We start from the raw sequence: 25,140 nt of genomic DNA, 5'->3' as shown, positions 1-25,140 counted from the left end.
AGGGACCCCCTCCCGCTTAAGACAGTTGCGAGGAGCGCACGTGGGCCTTGTCGTGCAGAAGTACGGCGGCTCATCCGTTGCGGATGCCGAGGGCATCAAGCGCGTTGCCAAGCGAATCGTCGAGGCCAAGAAGAACGGCAACCAGGTTGTCGTGGTGGTCTCTGCGATGGGCGACACGACGGACGAGCTGATCGATCTCGCTCAGGAAGTGTCCCCGATCCCGTCGGGGCGCGAGTTCGACATGCTGCTGACCGCCGGAGAGCGGATCTCCATGGCCCTGTTGGCGATGGCGATCAAAAACCTCGGCCACGAGGCGCAGTCCTTCACCGGCAGCCAGGCCGGTGTGATCACCGATTCCGTGCACAACAAGGCGCGGATCATCGATGTCACGCCGGGCCGCATCCAGGCGTCCATCGACGAGGGCAACATCGCCATCGTCGCCGGCTTCCAGGGCGTGTCCCAGGACAAGAAGGACATCACGACGCTGGGGCGCGGTGGTTCGGACACCACCGCGGTGGCGCTGGCCGCCGCCCTGAACGCCGACGTCTGCGAGATCTACACCGATGTGGACGGCGTCTTCACCGCCGACCCGCGGGTCGTGAAGAAGGCCCGGAAGATCGACTGGATCTCCTTCGAGGACATGCTGGAGCTGGCCAGCTCCGGCTCCAAGGTGCTGCTGCACCGCTGCGTGGAGTACGCACGCCGTTACAACATCCCGATCCACGTCCGCTCTTCCTTCTCGGGGCTTCAGGGCACGTGGGTCAGCAACGAACCGCAAGGGGACAGGCCGATGGAGCAGGCGATCATCTCGGGCGTCGCACACGACACCTCCGAGGCGAAGGTCACGGTCGTCGGGGTCCCGGACAAGCCGGGTGAGGCCGCGCGGATCTTCCGTGCGATCGCCGACTCCGAGGTCAACATCGACATGGTCGTCCAGAACGTGTCGGCGGCCTCCACGGGGCTGACGGACATCTCCTTCACGCTGCCGAAGGCCGAGGGCCGCAAGGCCGTCGCGGCGCTGGAGAAGACCCGCGCCGCGGTCGGCTTCGACTCGCTCCGCTACGACGACCAGATCGCCAAGATCTCGCTGGTCGGCGCCGGTATGAAGACCAACCCCGGCGTCACCGCGACGTTCTTCGAGGCGCTGTCGAACGCGGGCGTGAACATCGAGCTCATCTCGACCTCCGAGATCCGCATCTCGGTCGTCACCCGTGCCGATGACGTCAACGAGGCCGTCCAGGCGGTGCACAGCGCCTTCGGCCTCGACAGCGAGAGCGACGAGGCGATCGTCTACGGCGGCACCGGACGATGATCCCGGCCGAGGCGGGCCGCCCGTTCCTCGCCGACTCGGCGGGGGCGGCGGCCCGCCCGGCTGCCAGGCCGCGTCTCGCGGTCGTCGGCGCCACCGGCGCCGTCGGCCGGGTCCTGCTCGGGATCCTCTCCGAGCGGGCCGACATCTGGGGTGAGATCCGGCTGATCGCCTCCGCCCGCTCGGCCGGCCGCACACTGGCCGTACGGGGCGAGGAGGTCGAGGTCGTCGAGCTGGGCGAGGACGCCTTCGACGGCGTCGACGTCGCGATGTTCGCCGTGCCGGACGAGATCGCCGCGCAGTGGGTACCGGTCGCGGTGTCCAAGGGCACGGTGGCGGTGGACAGTTCGGGCGCGTTCCGAGGGGATCCGGACGTGCCGCTGGTGGTGCCCGAGGTCAACGGGTGCGCCGCCCGGATCCGGCCGCGCGGGGTCATCGCCAACCCGCACTGCACCACGCTGTCGATGATCGTCGCCCTCGGCGCGCTGCACGCCGCGTACGGACTGAGCGAACTGGTCGTCTCCTCCTACCAGGCCGCCTCCGGCGCCGGACGGGCCGGCACCGAGACGCTGCGGGCGCAGCTCTCGGCGGTGTCCGGCGCGGAGTTGGGCGCCGCGCCGGGCGATGTGCGGCGGGCGGTCGGCGACGCCCTCGGGCCGTTCCCGGCGCCGCTCGCCCTCAACGTCGTGCCGTGGGCCGGCTCGCTCCAGGAGGACGGCTGGTCCTCGGAGGAACTGCGGATCCGCGACGAGGCCCGGAAGATCCTCGGGCTGCCGGAGCTGCCGGTCACCGCGACCTGTGTGCGGGTGCCGGTGCTCACCGGGCACTCGATGGCCGTGCACGCGCGCTTCGAGAAGGAGGTCACGGTCGCCGGGGCGCACGAGATCCTGGCGGTCGCCCCCGGGGTCGTCCTGTGCGACGACCCGGCGGAGCACGAGTACCCGACCCCGTCGGACGTGGCGGGGACGGATCCCACATGGGTGGGGCGGGTGCGGCGGTCGCTGGACGATCCGCGGGCGCTGGAGCTGTTCGTGTGCGGGGACAACCTGCGCAAGGGCGCGGCCCTGAACGCGGCGCAGATCGGCGAGTTGGTGGTGGCGGAGGCGGAGGCGTAGCGGCGCCCTGGCTGTCGGGGCGTGCCGGTAGGGGCGCGTTCAGGGCGCTTTGCGCGGCGGGACGTCGCGGACGAGGGCGCGTTGGACGGTCCCGGGCGCCCCGTCCGATGGCCGGGACCGCCGGTGGCCGGTGGCCGGTTCCCGTCGTCGGCGCGGTAGTTGGGGGGAGCGGCTGCACGCGGGCGGGCGGCTGGGACATAATTTGCGCAAGGTGTGAAGATTTCGTGTGTGGAATGCTGATCCGAGCCGCTTGAACTGGGCTGATGTTCTGTTCGATCATTCCCGTCCCATGAGGCTGCAACCGGTGACCCGGTGGGCGGCGTCTCTCCGGATCGCCCCCTTGGGTGGTTCGTGGTGTGCGCGGACCGCTTCCGGGGTCCTGGGGTGGCGGGACGATCGTGATAGGGCGGTCGTATCAGGGCAATTGGGGCGTTTGGGAAGAGCTGGTGCGCATGACGGCATTTAACGCGTCGCCACAAGCGGGGCCTTGCGCGTACAACCCTTTTGGGGGGAAGCGTGTCCAACAAGCGTGGCAGAGGTACTCGGATTCACCATCGCCCCGGCGGGAGCAGCAGGCGCGGCAGTGCGCCCCCAGCGCCCACGGGTTTCCGGGGGCATGCCGGTGATCGCCCCCTGGTCCGCCGCGCGCCCCGCGCAGCTCTCCGGGCAGCGTGGGGACACTGACGACGCGATGGCAGCCGGCACCACAGTCGACCACCTCACCGAGACCTACCGCACGCACTACCGCTCCCTCCTCGGCCTGGCCGCGCTGCTCCTGGACGACACCGCCTCCTGTGAGGACGTCGTGCAGGAGGCGTTCATCCGCGTGCACTCCGCGCGCAACCGGGTGCGCGACCCCGAGAAGACCCTGGCGTACCTGCGGCAGACGGTCGTCAACCTCTCGCGCTCCGCGCTGCGCCGCCGGATCCTCGGGCTGAAGCTGCTCTCCAAGCCGATGCCCGACATGGCGAGCGCCGAGGAGGGCGCCTACGACCTGCTGGAGCGCGATCAGTTGATCAACGCGATGCGCGGCCTCCAGCGCCGTCAGCGCGAGGTGCTGGTGCTCCGCTACTTCGCCGATATGACCGAGGCTCAGGTCGCCGAGACGCTGGGGATATCGCTCGGCTCGGTCAAGGCGTACGGCTCGCGGGGAATAGCGGCGCTCCGCGTCGCCATGGAGGCTCCGGCGTGAGTGCGGCAGGACCCGACCGCGGGAACGGCGGGCGCGACGGGCACGACGGCCGTGACGGGCACGTCGGCCACGGCGCGCACATCGGCCGCGGTGTGTGCGACGCCCGTGGCGGGCGTGACCGGGGAGACGAAACCGGCCGGGCGGCCGGCGGCGCGGCGTGCGGCGACGGCCGGGACACCGGCGACCACGAGGCTCCCGGCGGCGCGGGTTTCGGCGGTGAGGACGAGCTGAGAGCGCTGCTGCGGTCCTGCGTCGCCGATCTGGAGCCCGCGCCGGACGCGTTGGAGCACCTGCGGCGGGCGGTCCCGGCCCGGCGCCGGCGGCGACGGCACGCCGTGGTGGGCGCGGCCGCGGCGCTGCTGCTCGGCGGTACGGCGGTCCCGGCGATGGTGCACGTGGCGAGCTTCGGCGACGACCGCGGGGACCGCCCGGCCAACGCCGCCAGCAGCCGGGACGTCACCCACGACTCCGGCGGTCCGGACGGCGGGGGCGCCGCGCAGGCCGGCACCCGGCCGGCCGGCAAGGACGGCTTCACGCCCGGTCCCGGCCGGTCGCCGGGCAAGGAGGGCAGGGGCGCCGGCGCACCCGGCACGGGCCCCGGCGCCGCGGTCGGCACGCCCTCCCCCGACGCGACCATGGACGTCACCTCGCCGATCTGCGGACGCGACCAGCTCGGCAAGGGGACCTCGACGGTCGGCTCGGCCGACTCGGCGGGCCGGGTCTACGGCGCGTTCCGGGTGGTGAACACCTCCAACTCCGCCTGTTCCGTACAGGGCGGTGGGACGGTGGACCTCACCCCGCAGGGTGCCACCAAACCGGACAAGGTCCACGTGGTCGACCACACGTCGGGCGACGAGGCCACGGGGCTGCCGGACCCGGCGACCACCCCCAGCCAACTGGTGCTCAGGCCGGGGCAGGCGTACGAGGTCAGGTTCGCCTGGATCCCGGTGGCCGGCGGCGGCAGGACCGGATGCGTCAGTCCGGGGCCGTCGCCGACCCCCGATCCGTCCAAGTCGCCGGCGGAGTCGCCGGCCGCCGCGCCGCCGGCGGGCGGCAGCGGTACGGACGGGCAGGCCGGCGGCGACGACGGGTCCCCGGACGGCGGCGCGGCGGCCGCCGGTGTGCTCCTGACCCACACCCCGGAGGCGGGCGAGCCCGTGGCGGCCGACGCGAAGATCGCGGACGCCTGCGCGGGGACGGTGTACCGGACGTCGCCGTTGGTGGCGCAGTAGGGCGGTAGCGGGGCGGGCGGTTTTGCGGCGTCGGGATTGCCGCCGTTCCGCTGTTCCGTCGTTCCGCCGTTTCGCCGCTCTGCTGTCTCGTCCTTGTCGGCCCTGTTCTCGCCCGGGTCGTGGGGGCCGGTTGCGGTGGCTGTGGTGTTTGTGGCCTTCTCGGCGTCGTTGTCCGGTGGTTGTCCCGTGACGTCCCGTCGTTGCGGGCAACCGCGCAGGTCCCGGGGGCGGGGCGACGCCGGGGAGGGGCCGGTGCGGTCCGGCGGGGCGGGCACCGTACCGTTGGTGGGGTGTACCGGTTCCTGCTGACCCCGCGGTGGTGGGGAATCAACGTCTTCGCCGTACTGGCGATCCCCTTCTGCATCTTCATGGGCAGCTGGCAGTTGAGCCGCTTCGACGCCCGGGTCGCCTCGCACCAGCAGCAGGAGAACCGGTCCTCCGACGCCAAGGCCGCGGCCCCCCGCCCCCTGGAGAGCCTGCTGCCGGTCGACCAGATCACCTCCGGTCGCCAGGCGAGCGCCCGCGGCCGCTACGACGCCGCGCACCAACTCCTCGTGCCGGGCCGCACCTTGCAGGGCAAGCGCGGCGACCAGCAGGGGTTCTACGTCCTGACGCTGCTGCGCACGGACAGCGGCAAGGCCCTGCCGGTCGTACGCGGCTGGCTGCCCGGCGACGCGAACTCGACGGCCGACACGGCGAAGGTGCCCGCGCCGCCCAAGGGGGAGGTCACGGTCACCGGGGCGCTCCAGGCATCCGAGAACCAGGGCACGGCCGGTGTCCAGGCGGGCGGCGGTCTGCCGAAGGGGCAGCTCGGCATGATCAGCGCGGCATCGCTGGTCAACATCGTGCCGTACGGCGTCTACGACGCCTGGATCACGCTCACCGTCCCGACGGCCCCGATGCACGCCGTCCCGCCGGCCGCCGCGGAGGGCAGCGGCCTGGACATGAAGGCGTTCCAGAACCTTGGCTACACCGGCGAGTGGTTCGTCTTCGCGGGCTTCGTCGTCTTCATGTGGTTCCGCCTGGTCCGCCGCGAGGCCGAGGCCGCCCGGGACGCCGCCCTGGGCATCCTCCCGGAGGGCCAGGACGGCCCCAGCGCGTCGGCTGCACCGGCCGGTGCGGTTGGTGCGGCTGGTGTGGCCGGTGCGGAAGGGGCCGGGGGTGCTGCGGGCGCTGCGGGCTCTGGGGACGCGGATGACGCCGATGCCTCGGAGGACGCCATGAAGGGGAAGCAGGGCGCCGAGGACGTGCACGGCACCGAGGGCACGCACGGGGCTGAGGGGGCGCGGGAGCCGCAGGGGGCGTAGGCATCGAGTGGCCGAGGCCGCAGGGTCGAGACGACGTCAAGGGCGAGACGACGTAGGGACCGGGTGGCCGTAGGGGCGTCGGGGCGGGGGTCCGGCGAGGTGGATAGGCGGGGGAGCCGGGAGCTACGAGGCGCGTCCTGGCCGGCCGCTCCGGGTCCTCCCTCTCCCCCCTCCCACCCCACCCCACCCCGCCCCGCCGCCAGTCAGCCGCCCACGAGCCCTCAGCCCCTTCCCCCGCCCGGGCCTGTCCCGCGGACCCTGCCGGCTACCCCTGCTGCTTCGCCCCCTCCGCCGTCAGATGGCGGCGGGTGAAGTCCAGCTCCAGACGGACCTGCTTGATGCGTTCCTCCACCACGAGGGAGCCGTGGCCGGCGTCGTAGCGGTAGACCTCGTGCGGGTGGCCGCGCTCTTCGAGGCGCTGGACGTAGTTCTCGACCTGCTGGATCGGGCAGCGGGGGTCGTTGACGCCGGCGGAGATGTAGACGGGGGCCCGCACGGCGTCGACGTAGGTCAGCGGGGAGGACGCCTCGAAGCGCTCGGGGACCTCCTCCGGCGTCCCGCCCAGGAGCGTGCGGTCCATGGCCTTGAGGGCCTCCATTTCGTCGTGGTACGCCGTGACGTAGTCGGCCACCGGGACGGCGGCCAGGCCCAGCGCCCAGGCGTCCGGCTGGGTCCCCAGGCCCAGCAGCGTCAGATAGCCGCCCCACGAGCCGCCGGACAGCACCAGCCGGGCCGGGTCCGCCAGGCCGGACGAGACGGCCCACTCGCGCACTGCGGCGATGTCCTCCAGCTCGATCAGGCCGACGCGGTGCTTGAGCGCGTCCGTCCAGGCGCGGCCGTAGCCGGTCGAGCCCCGGTAGTTGACGCGGACGACCGCGAAGCCGTGGTCCACCCAGGCCGCCGGCGACGAGGCGAACGCGTCGCTGTCGTGCCAGGTCGGGCCGCCGTGGATGTCGAAGACGGTGGGGAAGGGGCCGGCGCCGGGCGGCTGCTGCACCAGGGCGTGGATGCGGCCTCCGGGGCCGTCCACCCAGACGTCCGTCACCGGGACCGAGCCGGGGGCCTTCATCCCGGGCGGGTCCAGCACCACGGTGCCGTTCGTCGACCGCACCTCCGAGGGCTGGGCGGCGGAGGACCACAGGAACTCCACCGTGCCGTCGGGGCGGGCGGTGGCGCCCGAGACCGTGCCGGCGGGGGTGTCGACCCGGCTCAGGGCGCCGGCGGACGAGGCGTCCGGGCCGGCCGGGGCCGTGCCCAGCTCATAGCGCCACAGCTCGCTGCGGGCCTGGTACTCGTGCTCCACCAGGAGGGCCGAACCGTCCGGATACCAGTCGGCGGCCACGTCACCGGGCAGCTCGATCTCCAGAGCGGTCTCCACGCCCGTCAGCGGATCCCAGATCATCGGCTCCCAGCGGCCCCGCCGCTGGTGCCCGACCAGCAGCCGGCTGTCGCCGTCCACCGGGGCGAAGCCCATCACGGACAGGCCCAGCTCCTCGGTGCCGCCGTGGGTGTCGTCCAGCTCGGCGACCGTCGAGCCGTCCGGCCGGACGACGCGGATGGCCGAATGCATCGCGTCGCCGTGCTCGGTGTGCTCGACGGCGATCAGCGAACCGTCGTGCGAGAGGTCGCCGACGCCCGCCGACTCGCGGTGGCGGTAGATCTCCACCGGCGGCTGTCCGGGCCGCACGACGTGGAGCGTCGAGCCGTCCTCGTCCGTGGAGCGGCCGATGACCGCCGTGCCGTCCCGGTTGAGCGCCAGTCCGCCGGGATACGAGGGGTCGAGCCCGGGCGCGGCCGGCTCGTCCGGGCCGCCCGCGAAGGGCTGCCGCATCCAGACGCCGAACTCGTCCCCGTCGGTGTCCGAGAACCACCAGATCCACTCGCCGTCCGGCGACAGCGTGCCGTCCGTCGTGCCGTTGGGACGGTCCGTGGCCTGCCGCTGGGCGCCGGTCGCCCGGTCCCAGGCGTAGAGCTCGAAGGTGCCGGTGGCGTTCGAGACGAACAGGGAGCGGTCGGGGGCGTGCTCCGCCCACTCGGGCAGCCCGATCCGCGGGGCGCGGAAGCGCTTCTCCCAGTCCGGCAGACCGGCCGCCGCCTGCGACGTCTCCGCGGCACCGGCGGAGTGGGGGAGAGCGGGGGACGGATCGGTGGGGGTGTGGCCGGAGCCTGTGGTCTCGTCAGTCATGGGGCCATTCTGCGCCCGGCCGCGGAAAACGCGTTGGCGAGGCCGTCGGGCTGTGGATAACTTCGGCCTATGCGAGAACAGAAGGGGCCCGAGGACTGGCGTGAGGTGAACCGCGCACGGTGGGACGAGCGCGTCCCCCTCCACACCGCCAGCGATTTCTACGACCAGGCCGCGTTCCGGCAGACCCGGGACGTGATCCGGGACTTCGAGGCCGCGGAAGTCGGTGACGTCACCGGCCGGAGCCTGCTCCATCTCCAGTGCCACTTCGGCCAGGACACGCTGTCGTGGGCACACCGCGGCGCGTCCCGCGTCGTCGGCCTGGACTTCTCCGAACCGGCCGTCGAGGCCGCCCGCGAACTGGCCGCCGAACTCGGCTACGGCCCGGACCGCGCGGCCTTCGTCGCCGCCGATGTCTACGACGCCGCCCAGGCGGTGCCCGACGCCGCGTACGACATCGTCTACACCGGCCTGGGGGCGGTGAACTGGCTCCCGGATCTGGTCGGTTGGGCCGAGACCGCCGCGTCCCTCGTCGCCCCCGGCGGGTTCTTCTACCTCTCCGAGTTCCACCCGCTGGGCGACGTGCTGGACGAGAAGACCGGCTCGCGGGTCGCCCACGACTACTTCCGCAGCGAGGCGTGGGACGAGGAAGCCCCCGGCTCCTACACGGACTTCGGGGCGCCGACGGTCCACAACAGGAGCGTCGAATGGCAGCACTCCCTGGGGGAGGTCATCAGCGCGGTGGCCGGCGCCGGGCTGCGCGTCGAGTTCCTGCACGAGCACGACATGACGCTGTTCCAGCGCTTCGACGTGCTGCGCCGGGGCGAGGACGGCTACTACCGCTTCCCGGACGACCGGCCCCGCATCCCGCTGATGTATTCCCTGAAGGCGACGAAGCCGGCCTGAGGGGCGGGGCGGTGGGCCGGTCCGCCGGGGCTGCCGGAGTCGCTGCGCGCCCGCCTGGTTAGTGTGGCGGACGGCCCGGCCGGTTTCGGCCACGTGTCACCACGTCAACGGGCCGGACGGGGCGGCCGGTTCGGCCGCCCCCGGCTCCCGGCGGACCGCCGCGGGCCGGGCGGGGGCGGAACGCGCCGTCCGCCGACGAGGGAACGACAGGGCAACGGGGGCGGGTTCCATGCGGGTGCGCGGACGGACGGCTGGTGCCGTGGGCGCGAGTGCGCTGATGCTGCTGGCCGTGGGGTGCGGCGGGCCGTCCGGCGGCACCGCGCGACCGGGGGCGTCCCCCACGGCGGTGCCCGCCACGTCGCTGCTGATGGAGTCCGCGGTCCGCGCCGGCACCTGGACCGGCACCGACCACAAGGCGCACCCGCTGCGGCTCAAGCCCACCCGCCTGGCACTGGGCCATCCCCCGGACCTCGCGCACATCCGGCTGGACGACAACCTCAAGGGGATGGTCCCGTACTACCTCACCGTCTCCTACACCAACACCGGCAAGAGCACGGTGAGCGGACTGGACCCTGAGCGGAACTTCTCCCTCAACGGGGTGGACGGACAGGCCGGCCGGCAGCTCTCGCTGTTCCGGTCCAACCCGTTGGCCACCGGCAACGGCCTGCCGCCCGAGTGCCAGGAGGCCGGCAGGACCGAGTTGGCCGCCGGGGAGACCTCGGTGTTCTGCGGGATCTTCATGCTCCCGAAGGGACGGCAGCCGGGGAACGTCTCCTACCAGGACGACGGCGGCGACACCCTGCTGTGGCAGATCGGCGGCCCCCAGAAGGGCACGCCCGGGGTGCTGCCCGCGCACCGGCCCGCCGACGCGGTCACCACGGACAGCGAACGCCGTACGGCGACGGTCCTGGCCACCCCGAAGAGCGTGCGCACCGGTTCACCGGCCGATCTGCACCGCTTCGACCCGAGTGCGGAGCAGAAGAGGCTCGTCCCGTATTACGTGACGGTGGAGTACCGGAACACCGGGTCGTACGACCTGCTGCCGGACCTCAACGACAGCCTGGTGCTGAAGGGCGTCAGCGGCGCACAGGCGCGGAAGATGCTGCTGCTGGACATCGGCGGCCCCGGCGTGCCCCAGTGCCCCGAGGCGGTGCCGCACAAGATGGTCAAGCCGGGCGCCACGGTGACCGAGTGCACCATCCACCTGCTGTCCAAGGGCGATCTGCCGGCCGCGCTGACCTTCCAGGGGAGCGGGGACGGCGCGCGCCCGGTGACCTGGCAGGCGCGGGCCGACGACGGGGCGTAGCGGCGGCGGACGGCGCGCCGGAGGCCCGGGCGTGGGCCTCCGGCACCCGTCCCGCTACTCCGCGGCCGGCGCGCCCCGCCGCTCCAGCAGCGGCCCGAAGTCCGGATCGCGACCGACCACCGCGCGGAAGGCCGCCATCGGGTCGACGCTGTTGCCCCGGCTGAGCAGTTCCCTGCGGAAGACCTCGCCGCTCTCGCGGATCGTCCGCCCGTTCTCGCGGAACCAGCGCACGGTGTCCGCGTCCAGGACCTCCGCCCAGCGGTACCCGTAGTACCCGGCCGCGTAGCCGCCCCCGAAGACGTGCGCGAAATAGCCGGTCCGGTAGCGCGGCGGGATCGCCGGGTGCGCCAGGCCGTGGCGCCGGAGCACGGCCGCCTCGAACGCCTCCGCGCCCTCCCCGGTGGGCAGTTCGTCGGCGGGCACGGTGTGCCAGGCCCAGTCCAGGACCGCGGCGCCCAGGTGCTCGACGCTCTCGAAGCCCTCGCCGAACCGTTCCGCCTCGCGGAGCCTGGCCGGCAGCTCGGCCGGCATCGGCTCCCCGGTGCGGTGGTGCCGGGCATAACGGGCCAGGACCTCCGGCCACTCCGCCCACATCTCGTTCACCTGCGAGGGGAACTCGACGAAGTCGCGCGGCACGTCGGTGCCGGCCAGCAGCGGATAGCGGACGTCGGAGAACAGGCCGTGCAGCGCGTGCCCGAACTCATGGAAGAGCGTGACGACCTCGCTCCAGTTCAGGAGCACCGGCTCGCCCGCCGCCGGTTTGGCGATGTTGAGATTGTTGACCACGACGGGCCGCTGGCCCCACAGGTGCGACTGCGTGACCAGGTCGTTCATCCAGGCGCCGCCGCGCTTGGACTCCCGGGCGTGGAAGTCGCCGACATACAGGCCGAGCGGTCCGCCGTCGGCGTCGTGCACCTCGAAGACCCGGGCGTCCGGGTGGTAGCCGACCAGGTCGGGGCGCTCGGTGAAGGTGATCCCGTACACCAGGGTGGCGGCGTGGAAGACGCCGTCCTCAAGGACGGCCTCCAGCTCCAGGTAGGGGCGCAGGGCGGCCGCGTCGAGGTCGAAGCGCTCCCTGCGGACCCGCTCCGCGTGGAACTGCCAGTCGGCCGCGCGGACTTCGGGGACGCCGGCGGCCTCCGCCAGCGCCGCGCCCTCCCGCTCGGCGTTGGCCAGCGCGGGGCCGATCAGCTTCCCGAACATCTCCTCCACGGCGCCGGTCGTCCCCGCGGTCTGGTCCGCGACCTGCCAGGACGCGTGGTCGGGGTGGCCGAGCAGGGCCGCGCGCTCGGCCCGCAGCCGGGCCACGGCGGCCGCGACGGCCCCGTTGGCGGCGAGGCCCCGCCCCATGGACGCGGCCAGCAGGCGCTCCCGCAGCGCGGGGTCCTCCAGGGCGGCGAGCTGCGGCTGGTTGGTGAAGTTCAACAGGCTGAGCACATAACCGTGTTCGTGCCCGAGGGCCCGGGCGTTCGCGGCGGCCGCCGCGATCTCGTCGTCGGGCAGCCCGGCCAGCTCCTCGGCGCGGTCCACCACCAGCGCCGCCGCCGCGGTGTCGGCCCGCAGATTCTGCCGGAACTCGGTGCACAGCCCGGCGATCTCGGTGTTCAGCTCCCGCAGCCGCTGCTGCTGCGCGGGGCCGAGCCGCGCCCCGGCCCGCACCCGCGCGGTGTGCAGGCGCTCCAGCAGCCGCAGTCGCTCACCGTCCAGCCCGAGGCCGGCCCGCCCCTCGTAGAGCGTCTCCAGGCGGGCGAACAGGGCGGGATCGAGCAGCAGGGCGTCCTCGTGGGCGGCCAGCCGCGGCACGATCTCGGCCTCCAGTTCCTGCGTGGCCTCGTCGGTGTCGGCGTTCGCCTTGTTGAAGAACACCGCGGACACCCGCCGCAGCACCGCACCGCTGCGCTCCAGCGCCTCCGCGGTGTTCTCGAACGTCGGCGGCTCGGGGGCGCCCCCGATGGCGGCCACCTCGGCCAGTTGCTCGGCGATGCCCCGCTCGAAGGCGGGCCGGAAGTGCTCGTCCCGGATACGGGCGAACGGCGGGAGCTCATAGGGGAGTTCACTCGCCGAAAAGAAGGGATTCACGGCGTCCGGGTGCCGCCCCGCCGCGTCCGAAGCCGTCGCGGACCCCGCACCCGCCCCCGGCCCCGAAGCCGCCGCCGCACTCGAACTCGTCTCGGAACTCTTCGCAGAAGTCACGGAGACCGACCCTACGCGCGCCACCGCCCGGCGGTCCTGCGCTTTCCCGCGCCGCGTCCCGGCACCCGCGCGGGAAAAGAAAACGCCCGGTCGCTGGCGACGGGGGATGCACCAGCGACCGGACTGTGATCAACACTAGCAAGGTCGCGGGCCCGACGGGAGTCAACTGTCCGCATGTCGGGACGAGTTGTGACCGGCGTCACGCCGCCTGTCCGGCATGCGGGCGCCGGCCGTCACGCACCGCACGGGGGCTCGTACGAGAGGTGAGGCAGGTACTCGTGCCAGGTCTGCGGGGTCAGCACGCCCCGCGTGGTCGAGCAGATGCGGCGGATGGCCTCGTCGGTGTCCAGGTCCCAGAGCCGGACGGTCCCGGCGCCGCTCGACACCCCGAGCAGATGGCTCGTGGGGCTGAACGCCAGGAAGTTGCCGGTCTTGGCGTTGGGGCTGGTCGACTGGCCGATCGGCTTCGCGTCGGTGGGGACCGCGACGTTCCAGAACCGGACCGTGTTGTCGTTGCCGCCGCTCGCCAGGGTGCGGCCGTCCTTGCTGAACGTCAGCGACGCGACCGCTTCGCTGTGGCCCGTGAGCGGGGCGCCCAGCCGCCGTGCCGCGCGGGGATCGGTCACGTCCCAGAGCCGGACGGTCTCGTCGTCGCTGCCGCTGGCCAGGGTGTGGCCGTCGGGGCTGAAGGCGAGCGGGTTGACGGGGCCCAGATGCCCGGTGAGGGGCGCGCCGAGCAGGGTGGTGTGCCGGGGGTCGGTGGTGTTCCAGAGCCGGATGGTGGCGTCCGCGCTGCCGGTGGCGAGGGTGTGGCCGTCGGGGCTGAACGCAAGGGAGTTGACGTAGCCCTTGTGGCCGGTGAGGCGCGGGCCGAGGGGGCGGATACGGGACGGGGAACTGACGTCCCAGAGTTGGACGGAGTAGTCGTCGTAGGCGGTGGCCAGGGTGCGCCCGTCGGGGCTGTAGGCGAGGGCCGCGGGGCCGGAGAAGCGGATCCGCAGCGGCAGCGGCGGCCCGTAGGGGACCGGCCGCGCCGGGTCGGTGACGTTCCACAACTGGACCGCGGGGCTGGGGCTGCCCGTCCGCACCGCGAGGGTGCGGCCGTCCGGGGAGAACGCCAGCGCGTGGACGACGGCGTCCCCGGGGCGGAACGGCGCGCCGAGCACGCCGGGCCGGCCGGGAGTGGCCATGTTCCACAGCCGGACCTTCTTGTCGCGGGCGGCGGTGGCCAGCACCCGCCCGTCCGGACGGAACGCGCCGGCCTGGCCGACCATGTCGGACGTCGGGATCGACCACAGGCGCACCTTGCTGTCGCCGCTCCCCGTGGCGAGGGTGTGCCCGTCGGGGCTGAAACCCACCGCGTACATCTCGCCGCTGCTGCCCGCGAGGCGCTCGCCGACCTGCGACGGGTACGCCGGATCGCTGACGTTCCACAGGCTCGCGGTGCTGTCCGCGCTCCCGGCGGCGAGCATGGTGCCGTCGGGGCTGAACGCCACGGACCACAGGGGGCCGGTGTGGCCGGTGAGCGGCGCGCCCAGGGGCGCCGGACGGCGCGGATCGGCCGTGTTCCACAGCCGGAGGGTGTTGTCCGCGCTGCCGCTGGCCAGGGTGCGGCCGTCGGGGCTGAACGCCACGGAGTGCACGGTGGCCGTGTGGCCCGTCAGCACCGGGCCGATCCGCGCCGGGTGGCGCCGGTCCGCCATGTCCCACAGCCGGATCGTGGCGTCGTCGCCGCCGGCCGCCAGGGTGCGGCCGTCGCGGCTGAACGCCACGGACCGCACCGCGGCGGTGGGCCCGGTCAGGGTGCCCAGCGAGCGCGGCCGGCGCAGGTCGGCCACGTCCCACAGCCGCACGGTGCGGTCTTCGTCGGCGGCGGCCATCGTCGTGCCGTCCGGGCTGAAGGCGAGCAGGTAGACCGTGCCGTCGTGGCCGGTCACGGGCGCCCCGATCGGGCGCGGGTGGCCGGGGTCCCGCACGTCCCACAGGCGGATCGTGCCGTCGTCCGAAGCGCTGGCCAGGGTGCGCCCGTCGGGGCTGAAGACGGCGGTGCTCACCCAACTGGTGTGGCCGGTGAGGGGCTTGCCCAAGGGGCGGGGGCGGGTCGGGTCGGCCACGTCCCACAGCCGGATCGTCCGGTCGTAGCTGGCGGTGGCCAGCACGTGCCCGTTCGGGCTGAACGAGGTGAGGTAGACCGCGCCGGTGTGGCCCAGCAGCGGTGTGGCCAGTGGCGCGTTCACGATCGAGATCAGCCGGTTGTTCGTGCCCGCGTCCGTGGGGCGCAAATGGTGTGCTACCAGGTCGAGTTGGGCCGAGAGGGACGGATCGGTGTACTGGGCGCGGTCGGCCTCGGCGAGCACCTGCTCGAAGACGGTGTCGTCCCGCTGCTGCCACGCGACCACCGCCGAGCCGACGGCCAGCAGCGCCATGACGACCAGCGCCGCCACCGCACCGCGGCGGAGCCGAACGGTCCGCTTGTGCAGCCGGACCGAGGCGGCCAGGAACTCCACCGCGCTGCGGGTCAGGAAGGTGTCGCCGGCGGACTGCGCCCAGGTGCGGGCCTGCTCCAACCGGGAGCCCCGGTACAGCAGCGACGGATCGCGGTGCGAACCCTCCCAGGCCCGGCCGTCCTCCTCCAGCCGCTGGCGCAGCAGATTGCCGTTGCGGTCCTCGTCGATCCAGTCCCGCAGGCGCGGCCAGGCATGCAGCAGCGCCTCATGGGTGATCTCCACGGCCTCCGCGTCGAGCGTCACCAACCGGGCGTGCACGAGCGCTTCGAGCGACTCCTCCGTCTTGCCGGGGTCCGTCGACTCGTCCGCCAGCTGGCGCCGGGTCCCCCGCCTGCGGGTGGCCTGGGTGTCCTCGCCCAGCCGCACCAGCCTCAGGAGCAGCAACCGGGCGGCGGTGCGCGCCGTCGGGTCCAGGCCGGACCAGGCGTGCTCCGCGGTCGCCGCCACCGCGCCCTGGATGCCGCCCGCCGCGCGGTAGCCGGCCAGCGTCAGCCGGCCCGCCTTCCGCCGCTGCCAGGTGGCGAGCAGGGCGTGCGAGAGGAGCGGCAGCACGCCCGCGTCGTGCGCCCCGCCGGGCCCGTCGGCGCTCACCTCCCGGACGATCAGCTCCGCCAGCCCCGGCTCCAGTTCCAGCCCCACGGCCTTGGCCGGACCGGTCACCGCCTCCCGCAGCTCCGCCGTGGACAGCGGACCGAGCACCATGTGCCGGTGCTGGAGGGCGTCGGCCAGCTCGGGATATCCCAGGCAGTGCTCGTAGAAGTCGGCGCGGATGCCCACGATGACGAGCACCGGCGCGGGACCGTCCCCCTCGCCGGGGGTGCACGCGGCGTGCAGGAGCCGGATGAAGGCGCGCCGGGCCGCCTCGTCGGGGCAGAGGGTGAACGCCTCCTCGAACTGGTCCACGATCAGCACCGGCCGGGCGGCGGAGTTCTCCCGCTGCGCCCACGCCGCGACGGCCACCCGCACCGTGTCCGGGCAGAGCCCCGCATCCGGCCCCTCGGCAGCGGACTCCCGGGCGGCGGCGAGGACGGGGCCGAGCTCCGGTATCCGGCGGGTCAACTCCCCGAGCGGATCGCCGCCCGGCACGAGCGGGAGCACTTCCCGCGTCGGGCCGCCCCCGTCACCGCAGGCGCCGTTCCGCAACGCGGGCACCAGACCGGCGTTGAGCAACGAGGACTTCCCCGCCCCCGAGGCGCCCACGAGCATGACCACGCCACCGGTCTCCTCCGCCGCGCGGAGCTGGGCGACGAGCGCCTCCGTGCTGCGCTCGCGACCGAAGAACCACCGGGCGTCCTGCTGACGGTAGGGAGCCAGCCCCCGGTACGGGCAGACGCCGGTGACGGCCGGAGCGTCGGCCGGGGCGCGCTCCGGCGCCTGCGTCGCGGGCGCGGCGCGATCGGCGACCGGGTCGGCGACCGCGCGCTCCCACAGGCGCTGCCACTGCGCCAGGTCGTACAGACCGGGAGACACCGGCGCCGGCCGCAGGCGCCGCGCCTGCGGGATCAGCACATGCAGCACCGCCGCCAGCGCCGCGAACTGCGCCGGCACGTTCTTCGCCCGCCGCCAGTCGCTGATCCGCTGTACGGAAACCCGCACGGGCCGCCCTCGCTCGTCGACCCGCTGGAGTCGGACGACGCCCTCGGCCACCTTCTTCAACGGAGGGTTGCCGGCCTCCTTGTACAGCAGCGCGAGGCGTTCCGCGAAGGTCGTGCGTGCCCCTGAGTCGGAACTCAAGGCCTCCACCCCTTACTTCCCCCGCACTGGACATCCGGACCGGAAAACTCACCTTAGCTGGCTGACCTGCGAGGAAGCCGTCGCCCCAGCGCCGGAACCTCCTCGCCGGGAGCCACAGCTGGCAGGATCACCACGCGGCGACACCGCAAGGAGGTCCTACCCGGACAAGCCGCCGGCACAGCTCGGATACTCACCTCTTGCCCATCCGTGCCATCTGCCACCGGAGCCCACGGCCCCGGCGGCGACGGCCCCGGCACGTGAAGCCCGAGGGGCCTGTGGAGCCGTCCCCCGCGGACCGCTCATGTCGACCGCAGGGCCCCGCCCCCCCCGATCCGCGCCGCTCGGTGCGGATCGACGCCGCAGCGCCGTTCGGCACCGGTCCCCACGAGGGGAGGGACCGGCGCCGAACGGCGCGGGCGCGTGTCCCCACCCGTCACCGGGCTCCACACCACACCCCCCTGAGGCAACGTCAACGCCCCGCCCCAACGGGCGCGCACCCCACGCCCCTTACGAAACGGCCCCCGCCCCAACAAACGCGGCAAAGGCGAAGGCACCAGACAAAAACCGCCAGGCAAGGCCACCAGGCAAAGACCCAGCAACCCCGCGCCAACGGCGCAGCAAACGCATCAGACCCGGTTCCTGTTTCCAGAAACCGGACCTGATCTGCTACTTCTCAGTCGGGGTGGCGGGATTTGAACCCACGACCTCTTCGTCCCGAATGAGGTTCGGGGACCAATCTTGCCTGCGTGGATGGCATTTACGCTGGTCAGCGGTGTGGTTCCGGTTGGTCTCGCGCGGTGCGGACGGGGATTCGGGAGCGGGGCGGCTCCCAAATGGCTCCCAGAAGGCACAGGGGGAGCGTCCATCAGCCGCCAGCCGTGGCCCGCGAACGGCACGCGGTCCAGACATGGTCGAGTCGATCGGCGGTCCCGACGGTGTGGAGGTGGAGATCGCCGACACGTGGGTGGGCGTCCATGCCGGTGGCGCGTTGCTGAAGGTGTTCGTGGATGCGCCGGCGCTGGAGTTCGCCGAGGAGGCGGTCCGTGCCCTGGTAGAGGAGCTGTTGGAGCGCTCGGAGCTGCTCGCCGACTGGACGATCGAGCGGTGCGAGGTCGAGCTGCATCCCCTGAGGTATCCGGCGCCGGGGCGGCGCGGCCCCGCGCTAGTGTGCGCGAGTGAGCCTTTACGTCGTCATAGGATTCGGGCCTGCCGGGGCTGCCACCGCTCGACTACTGACCGAAAAGGGGCATTCAGTACGGGTTGTCACTGCGTCGGGCCGTAGTGCCGAGCCTGGCATTGAGCACCTCGCGTTCGACGCGACAGACCGCGAGCGGGTGAGTGAGGCTGCGCAGGGTGCCGCCGCGATCGTCAACTGTGCTGGGCCGCCCTACCATCGCTGGGCCGACGCGTGGCCGCCGCTGGCCTCGTCGCTCTGCGCGGCGGCCGAGGCGACCGGAGCCGTCCTGGTCATGCTGGGCAACCTCTACGGCTACGGTTCGGTGGACGGCCCCATGACCGAAGAACTCCCGCTCGCCGCCACCGGCCCCAAGGGACGGGTGCGCGCCGCTGTCTGGCAGCAGGCGCGGGACCTGCACGAGCAGGGCCGGATCAAGGCCGTCGAGGTGCGGGCCTCGGATTTCTTCGGACCCGGTGTGACCGACGGCGGGCACCTGGCCGGGCGGGTCATGCCGCGCCTGCTGCGCGGAAAGCCGGTCTCCGCATTCGGGGACCCGGATGTCCCGCACAGCTGGAGCTACCTCCCCGATGTGGCCAGGGCCCTGGTCGAGGTCGCGGGCGAGGAACGGGCCTGGGGACGGGCCTGGCACGTGCCGAACGAGCCCGCGCGGTCCGCCCGGGAGATGGTCGACCGCCTCGCCGCCGAGTCCGGAACGGGGCCGGTCGCGGTGCGCCGGCTCTCGCCGGCCGTGCTCGGCGTCGCCTCGCTGGTCTCCCCACTGCTCCGTGAGATGAAGGAGATCCGGTACCAGTTCGACCGTCCCTTCGTCGTCGATGCGAGCGCCTACGAGGCCGCCTTCGCGGTACGGGCCACGTCCGTGGACGAGCAGGTCAAGGCGACGGTGGACTGGTGGCGCGACCGAGTGGCCGGTACCGGGTGAGACCTGTGAAATCGAACGACCCCCCGGTGGATCCGGCGGGAGTACGGCCCGCGGACGTCGCGATCGTGGGGATGGCCTGCCGGTTCCCGGGAGCGCGGAACGTCAACCAGTACTGGCGGCTCCTCACCGCCCCGCAGGCGCAGTTCTCCACCGTCCCGGACTCGCGGTGGCGCACCGCCGCCTTCCTCAGCGACAACCTCCGCGACGCCTCCGCGGCCTATACGGACACCATGGCGCTGCTGCCGGACGTGGACCGCTTCGACGCGGCGCACTACGGCATCCCGCCGCGGCGGGCCCGATCGCTGGATCCGCAGGCCCGGCTGCTGATCGACCTCGCCCGGGAGGCGATCCAGGACGCGGGATGGGAGTCCGAGGGCTTCGACCGCGAGGAGACCTCGGTGATCACGTCGCTCACCGAGAGCGGCTACCGCGAGGTCTCCCTCCTGCAGGTCCGGATGCGGCAGCTGGTCGGCGGCGAGTTCGGGGCGCGGGCCGCCGATCCCCGGTGGCCGGAGATGGTCAGCGCGGTCGACGGGCTGCACGGCACATCCGTGGCCGGACTCCTGCTCAACATGGGGCCGAACACGATCAGTTCGGTCTTCGATCTGCACGGCGAGAGCTATGCGCTGGACTCGGCGTGTTCCGGCGGACTGATGGCCGTGGCCAACGCCGTGTTCGCGCTGCGCGCGGGCCGCTGCCGGATCGCCCTCGCCGGCGGCGCCCAACTGATGCTCACCCCCGACCTGTTGGTGGGGCTGTGCCGGATCGGCGCCATCTCGCGCGCCGGCCGGTGCCTGCCGTTCGGAGCGGAGGCCGACGGCTTCGTCCTGGGGGAGGGCGCCGGGGTCCTCGTGCTGCGGCCGCTGGCCGACGCGCTGGGGGCCGGCGACCGGGTCTACGCGGTGATCCGCGGGGTGGGCACGGCCAACGACGGGACCGTGCAGGGCGGTCTGCATCCCCAGGCAGCCGGGCAGCTCCGTACGCTGCGTCGAGCCTACCGCGATGCGGGCGTGACCCTGGACTCGGTGGGATACCTGGAGGCGCACGGCACCGGGACCACGGTCGGCGATGCGGTCGAGGTCGGTGTGCTGCGTGAATTGCGCGGTGCGCGGAGTGCCCCCGCCTTCCTCGGCGCGGTAAAGGCGGTGGTCGGGCACTCGCTCAACGCCGCGGGGATGGCCGGGCTCATCAAGACCGCCCTGGCCGTGCACCGCGGAGTGGTCCCGCCGCAGCCGGCGTTCGACCTGGCCGACCGTTCCGGGCTCGACGCCGCGGGGCTGACCGTCCCGACGGCGCCGACCCGATGGCCGGCATCCGGGGCGCCGCGCCGGGCGGGCGTGAGCGCCTTCGGCTTCGGCGGCACCGGTGTCCACCTGGTGATGGAGGAGTGCCCCGCGCCGCCGGTCCGCCCGGTACCGGACGACGGGCCACACCTCCTCGTCCTTAGCGCCCGCGACCGGGCCGGGCTGGCCCGTTACGCCCGGGAACTGGCGGATACCCTCGCCGACGAGCAGCCGCCGCTGGCCGGGGTGGCGGACACCCTGGCTGGCCGAGCCCCCTTCCCGGAACGCCTCGCCCTGGTGGCCGAGGACGCGGCCGACGCGGTTACCAAGCTCACCTCGGCGGCCGACGCCGTGGCGGCGGGCCGTACCGGAGACCTCGGGCCGGGCCAGGTGGCCGGCACGGTGCTCCGGCCGACCGGTGAGCTGCCGGAGGTCACCGTTCCCGCGCCGGGTGCGCTGTCCGCCGAGGCCCGCACTGCCGCGCTGGCCGGGCTCGCCGAGCGCGCGGTCACCGGCGCGCGGCTCCGTCCGGGCGGGGAACGCACATCCCCGTGCACCCTGCCGCCGAGCCCGCTCGCCCCGCGCCGCCACTGGGTGGTGGACGAGTCCGCCCGCGGCGCAGGGGGCGGCACTTCCGCAAAGCCCCTCGGAACGGCCGGGGAGGCCCGGGCCGGCACCGCCTCTGCCGTCTCCCTCGTGCTCGAAGAGGTGTCGCGGACCGGAGTCTTCCCGCTCTCCGACCTGAACGAGCGGATGACGCTGGTTGCCGACCTCGGCTTCGACTCCCTGATGCTGCAGGAGTTGGAGGTCAACATCGGCAAGCGGGTACCGGGCTTCCGCACCGAGGAGATATTCGCCACCGGCCTCACCATCGAGCGGCTGATCGCGCTGGTCGCCCCGCACCTCACGGAGGAGCCGGCCGCTGGAGCGCCGCTGCCCATGCAGACCCGGGCCGACTGGGACGTCGCCACCGCATGCGTCGACGACTTCCCCGAGGTGCGGGAGTTCGAGCAGCTCTTGACCTCGATCGCCGACACGGGTACGGATTTCCCGTACTTCCGGGTCCACCAGGGCACCATCCGTGACACCACGGTGATCGGCGACCGGCCGTACCTGTCCTTCGGCAGCTACAACTACCTGGGACTCTCCGGCCATCCGGCGGTCAACGAGGCTGTGCACCAGGCGATAGAGCGGTACGGGAGCTCGGTCTCCGCCAGCCGGGTGCTCTCCGGCGAACGAGACCTGACCGTACGGCTGGAACGGGCGCTCGCCGCCTTCCTCGGCGTCGCGGACTGCCTGACGCTGGTCGGCGGCCACGCCACCAACGTCACCGCGATAGGCCACCTGGTCAGCGCCGGGGACCTCGTGGTGCACGACGCGCTGGCCCACGACAGCATCCTCCGGGGCGTGGCCCTGTCCGGCGCGGCGCGGCGCCCGTTCGCCCACGGCGACATGGGCCAGCTCGAACACGTGCTGCGCCGCAACCGGTCCCGCTTCCGGCGGGTGCTGATCGCCGTCGAGGGCGCCTACAGCATGGACGGCGACCTGGTCGACCTGCCTGCCGTGGTCGAGCTGAAGAAGCGGTACGGCGCCCTGCTGATGGTCGACGAGGCGCACAGCATCGGCACGGTGGGCGAACGCGGCCGCGGGGTCGGGGAGTTCTACGGCATCGACCGCCGCGACGTGGACCTGTGGATGGGCACCCTCTCCAAGTCCCTTGCCAGCTGCGGCGGTTACCTCGGTGGCTCGGCCCGTATGGTGCGGTGGCTCCGGCACACGCTGCCGGGCTTCGTCTACAGCGTCGGTCTGACCCCAGCCAACGCGGCCGCGGCACTGGCCGCTACCGAGCTGATCGCCGCCGAAGGGCACCGGGTGCGCACGCTGCAGCGGAACGCGGAACTGTTCCGCGGCCTGGCCACCGCGGCCGGTCTGGCGACCGGCTCCAGCGCCCACACCCCGATCGTGCCCTGTCTCCTCGGCGACTCGGCGCGCACCCTGCGCGTCGCGGACCGGCTGTACGACCGGGGCGTGATCGCCGACCCGATCTTCCACCCTGCCGTGGAGGAGGGGCTCGCCAGGCTGCGGTTCTTCCTCACCAGCGAGCACCGTGCGGACGACATCCGACGCGCCGTGTCGATCCTGGCCGAGGAGGTGGCCGCCGGGGACTGAGTTACCGCACGTCAGATCAGGGTGCGTTCGATCCGGCTGAGCATGGCGTGCTTCCCCGTGTCCGCGGCGACCCCGGACTCCCCGGCCGCGGGCACGCCGTGCCGTTCCTCGGCGCTGCCCACCCGCTGGGAGAGCAGATAGGCGATGATCTCCGCCTCCTGCTCCTGGACGTCGTCGTAGGTCGCGCGCAGGAGCATGTCACGCACGAGATCGGGGTCGAGGTTGGGGAAGAGGAGGCGGGCACTCGCCTCGTCCAGCCAACCCGCCCCGCGGTGGCAGCAGATGATGTGACCCAGCTCGTGCAAGATGATGTGCTCCTGATGCGCGCTGGTCGTGTTGGCGTCGTAGAAGATCAGGTCCTCGTCGCGGGCGGCGACCCACATGCCGCACGGGTGCGACGCGGGCATCTGCATCGGGACCAGCGTGATCGGGCGGTCGCGGATCTCGCTGAGGTGGCGGCAGAGCTCGGCGACGTCGGACACCTCCGGCAGATCGAGTTCGGCGATCCGCTGCGCGCCGGCCTTCCGGAGCCGCTTGAGCTGACTGCGGCGGTCCTGATCGACCACCCGCCTCTTCCTGGTGCCCCTCACTCCCCCCGCGCCCCTCACTCGGCCTCCGACTCCGAGGCGTCGGTGACCGGCGGCAGGCCCTGCATCTGCCGGTACTGATCCATGATGGCCGTGATGGCCTGGAGGTTCTCCTTCTTCATCCCGGCGGCCCGCATCGCCACCGAGCGGACGCCCGCCTGCCGCAGCGCCTCGATGGCGGCGACCTGGCTAAGCACCGACTCGGCGACCTCGTCGTCGAAGAAATAGGCGACCGAAACGCCGAAGAAGCGCGCCAGCGCGTCCAAGAGGTCCGGGGAGGGATTGGACCGCTTGCCCGTCCGCAACTGCGACAAGTACACGCCCCCGACGCGGAGTTCGGGGTTGGCCTGCTTCAGTTCCTCCGCCACTTCGGCATTGGTCCAGTGCTTGCCCTTGGGGCGAACCGTCTTGAAGAGGTTGTCCAGACGCACTGCCAGCTTGGGCCGGTCGTCGGTCTCGGACATCGTGAATCTCCCTCCTGCCACCCCCTCGGCATTAGCCCTTGGCTATCCACTAGCTTCGCAGATTAGCTGTCAGTTGACAATCGACCGAGACTCCGCCAACGTGGACCTCGCCGATAGCTGTCAGCTAACTTCGCTTACGGGGGTAGCCGAGTTGGTTGGCCAGACATGTCGGCTTGGACCGGCCCTCGGGGGAAGGGCCGGTCCAAGCCGGACGGGGCGCCCCGTCCGGGCTCGACAGGGAAACACGGGGAAACAACGGGGATCCCACGGGGAAAAGGCGACGGGGGACAACGGGGGAATATCGAGAAAAAACCCGCCCGGTCTGACGGGGGACAGACCGGGCGGGAGCTCTCAACGCGGGTGACTTCACCCCGCGTTGCCGAGTCTACGGTAGGCGGACGCGACCTTGGTGAGCCAGTCGATCTCGGCCGTGAAGTTGTCCGTATCGCGGTCCTCGAAGTCGCCGGCGTCCTTGTTGTCATCGGGGATGGTGCCGGTGCGCTTGGCGTGCAGGGCCTGCCTGATCTGGGCCGCTTCGGCCAACGCCTGCCGGGACTCGTCGCTCGCCCCGTGGTCCGTGCCGGCCGGCCCGTTGGCCGTACGGTCGATATAGGGCCGCAGGTCCCGCCATCCGTCGCGTATCTCGATGACCCGGCGGTGCAGCCGGTAGTTGAGGTCGGAGACCGAGGCCCCTGGCGGTTCCAGGACGATGTCCGGGGACGACTCGTACAGATCCCGCCAGAGCGGGTAGAGGACCCGGTACGAACGGTAACTGCGCACCCACTCCAGCAGTTTGCCGGCCGACGTCCCCCAGGAGGTGATCGTCAGGCTGAGCGAGAGGGTGGCGATGCCCACCGCGCTGAAGACGTTGGCGGCGAGCTGCCAGGCGCCGATGTCGATCCCGCACGCGGCGGTGACGATGTTGACCGTCCTGGCCAGGCAGTAGAGGAAGAGGACCACCGCGGCGACGGAGAGCAGCTGCAGGGCGTGCCGCAGCTCGGCCTTGTCGGTCATCCTGGCGTAGGGGCCGCACTGGCGGAAGATGGTGACGCACGGAACCGCCTGGGACACGATGAACACCAGGAGGTAGGTGAGGACCAGCGGCTGACCGCTGCCGCTGTTGAAGTCCGAAGCCGGTCGGCCGGGGCCGTCGGCGATCAGGAAGAGGGCGATCAGCAGCGCGTTGAGGGCGATACCGGTGATCAGCCAGTAGCGGGTCCTGCGTACCGCCTCCTCGGCGGCGGCCGCCCAGCGCAGCAGGATGATCTGCGCGCTGACGCAGAAGGCGACCGCCGACACGTGCATCACGAGGATGGCGAGGTTGCCGACGCCCAGGAAACGCTCGCTCCCCATGGCGACGGCACCCATGGTGAAGGTGAGGCACTGCAACAGCAGAGTGATCACCAGGGTGCGGTAGGCGCTGTCCCGCCAGCTGCGCCGCACGTGGCTCAGCCGGTAGACGAGTGCGGCGTACGACGAGAGCGCAGCGATGACGAAGCAGAGGGTTCTGGTGGTGTTCACGGCCTGTTTCCCCGCC

At 72.7% G+C, this 25,140-nt stretch carries 16 protein-coding genes; 9 read left to right on the top strand and 7 right to left on the bottom strand.

Going from position 1 to position 25,140, the window contains the following annotated elements; all coding sequences use genetic code 11:
• The first annotated feature begins 40 nt into the window (after positions 1-40).
• The 5 genes from ACIQE0_RS08620 to ACIQE0_RS08600 all read left to right on the top strand — a co-directional run bounded on the left by ACIQE0_RS08620 (position 41) and on the right by ACIQE0_RS08600 (position 6,155).
• Positions 41-1,312: an aspartate kinase gene (locus tag ACIQE0_RS08620; RefSeq protein ID WP_366331370.1), complete on the top strand. Its 1,272-nt coding sequence runs from the start codon at positions 41-43 to the stop codon at positions 1,310-1,312.
• Positions 1,309-2,424, top strand: a complete 1,116-nt coding sequence (locus tag ACIQE0_RS08615) for an aspartate-semialdehyde dehydrogenase (RefSeq protein ID WP_402330024.1) — start codon at positions 1,309-1,311, stop codon at positions 2,422-2,424. The genes ACIQE0_RS08620 and ACIQE0_RS08615 overlap by 4 nt, the downstream gene beginning before the upstream one ends.
• Before the next feature lie 616 nt (positions 2,425-3,040).
• A complete protein-coding gene (locus tag ACIQE0_RS08610) occupies positions 3,041-3,616 on the top strand; it encodes a SigE family RNA polymerase sigma factor (RefSeq protein ID WP_402330023.1) in 576 nt (191 codons plus the stop codon).
• Positions 3,613-4,848: a hypothetical protein gene (locus ACIQE0_RS08605; protein ID WP_402330021.1), complete on the top strand. Its 1,236-nt coding sequence runs from the start codon at positions 3,613-3,615 to the stop codon at positions 4,846-4,848. Before ACIQE0_RS08610 ends, ACIQE0_RS08605 begins: the two co-directional genes overlap by 4 nt.
• Before the next feature lie 290 nt (positions 4,849-5,138).
• On the top strand, positions 5,139-6,155 hold the full coding sequence (locus ACIQE0_RS08600) for an SURF1 family protein (protein WP_402330019.1): 1,017 nt from the start codon (positions 5,139-5,141) through the stop codon (positions 6,153-6,155).
• Positions 6,156-6,420: 265 nt separating this feature from the next.
• Here ACIQE0_RS08600 and ACIQE0_RS08595 read toward each other — a convergent pair whose 3' ends face one another.
• The gene (locus tag ACIQE0_RS08595) at positions 6,421-8,340 is read right to left on the bottom strand and encodes a S9 family peptidase (RefSeq protein ID WP_402330017.1); all 1,920 of its coding nucleotides are present in this window, start codon (positions 8,338-8,340) and stop codon (positions 6,421-6,423) included.
• 69 nt (positions 8,341-8,409) lie between these two features.
• Here ACIQE0_RS08595 and ACIQE0_RS08590 point away from each other — a divergent pair, with 69 nt between their 5' ends.
• Together ACIQE0_RS08590 and ACIQE0_RS08585 are read left to right on the top strand one after the other, a co-directional pair.
• Positions 8,410-9,243: a class I SAM-dependent methyltransferase gene (locus ACIQE0_RS08590; RefSeq protein ID WP_402330015.1), complete on the top strand. Its 834-nt coding sequence runs from the start codon at positions 8,410-8,412 to the stop codon at positions 9,241-9,243.
• A gap of 259 nt (positions 9,244-9,502) precedes the next feature.
• The gene (locus tag ACIQE0_RS08585) at positions 9,503-10,549 is read left to right on the top strand and encodes a hypothetical protein (RefSeq protein WP_402330013.1); all 1,047 of its coding nucleotides are present in this window, start codon (positions 9,503-9,505) and stop codon (positions 10,547-10,549) included.
• A gap of 54 nt (positions 10,550-10,603) precedes the next feature.
• On the opposite strand, the gene ACIQE0_RS08580 is transcribed toward ACIQE0_RS08585, so the two are convergent.
• From ACIQE0_RS08580 to ACIQE0_RS08570, 3 genes are all read right to left on the bottom strand, one after another.
• Entirely contained in the window at positions 10,604-12,628 is a 2,025-nt protein-coding gene (locus tag ACIQE0_RS08580; protein ID WP_402330011.1) for a M3 family metallopeptidase, read from the bottom strand.
• A 347-nt stretch (positions 12,629-12,975) separates the two neighbouring features.
• On the bottom strand, positions 12,976-16,992 hold the full coding sequence (locus ACIQE0_RS08575; protein WP_366331378.1) for a hypothetical protein: 4,017 nt from the start codon (positions 16,990-16,992) through the stop codon (positions 12,976-12,978).
• Between the two features lie 856 nt (positions 16,993-17,848).
• A complete protein-coding gene (locus tag ACIQE0_RS08570) occupies positions 17,849-18,106 on the bottom strand; it encodes a hypothetical protein (RefSeq protein ID WP_402330009.1) in 258 nt (85 codons plus the stop codon).
• Positions 18,107-18,158: 52 nt separating this feature from the next.
• On the opposite strand from ACIQE0_RS08570, the gene ACIQE0_RS08565 reads away from it, so the two are divergent.
• Together ACIQE0_RS08565 and ACIQE0_RS08560 are read left to right on the top strand one after the other, a co-directional pair.
• Entirely contained in the window at positions 18,159-19,100 is a 942-nt protein-coding gene (locus ACIQE0_RS08565; RefSeq protein WP_402330008.1) for an NAD-dependent epimerase/dehydratase family protein, read from the top strand.
• A 71-nt stretch (positions 19,101-19,171) separates the two neighbouring features.
• A complete protein-coding gene (locus tag ACIQE0_RS08560; protein ID WP_402330310.1) occupies positions 19,172-22,552 on the top strand; it encodes an aminotransferase class I/II-fold pyridoxal phosphate-dependent enzyme in 3,381 nt (1,126 codons plus the stop codon).
• Positions 22,553-22,563: 11 nt separating this feature from the next.
• Here ACIQE0_RS08560 and ACIQE0_RS08555 read toward each other — a convergent pair whose 3' ends face one another.
• The 3 genes from ACIQE0_RS08555 to ACIQE0_RS08545 all read right to left on the bottom strand — a co-directional run bounded on the left by ACIQE0_RS08555 (position 22,564) and on the right by ACIQE0_RS08545 (position 25,124).
• Entirely contained in the window at positions 22,564-23,142 is a 579-nt protein-coding gene (locus ACIQE0_RS08555; RefSeq protein ID WP_402330006.1) for a toxin, read from the bottom strand.
• Between the two features lie 14 nt (positions 23,143-23,156).
• Positions 23,157-23,603 carry a helix-turn-helix domain-containing protein gene (locus tag ACIQE0_RS08550; RefSeq protein ID WP_402330004.1) on the bottom strand — a complete coding sequence of 149 codons (447 nt, stop codon included), beginning with the start codon at positions 23,601-23,603 and terminating at the stop codon, positions 23,157-23,159.
• Positions 23,604-23,969: 366 nt separating this feature from the next.
• Positions 23,970-25,124, bottom strand: a complete 1,155-nt coding sequence (locus tag ACIQE0_RS08545; protein ID WP_402330002.1) for an MAB_1171c family putative transporter — start codon at positions 25,122-25,124, stop codon at positions 23,970-23,972.
• Between the last annotated feature and the right edge of the window lie 16 nt (positions 25,125-25,140).

The sequence above is a fragment of the Streptomyces sp. NPDC093097 genome (assembly GCF_044754325.1).
In the GTDB taxonomy this organism is placed as follows: Bacteria; Actinomycetota; Actinomycetes; order Streptomycetales; family Streptomycetaceae; genus Streptomyces.
This window is presented reverse-complemented; position numbering and strand designations above follow the sequence as displayed.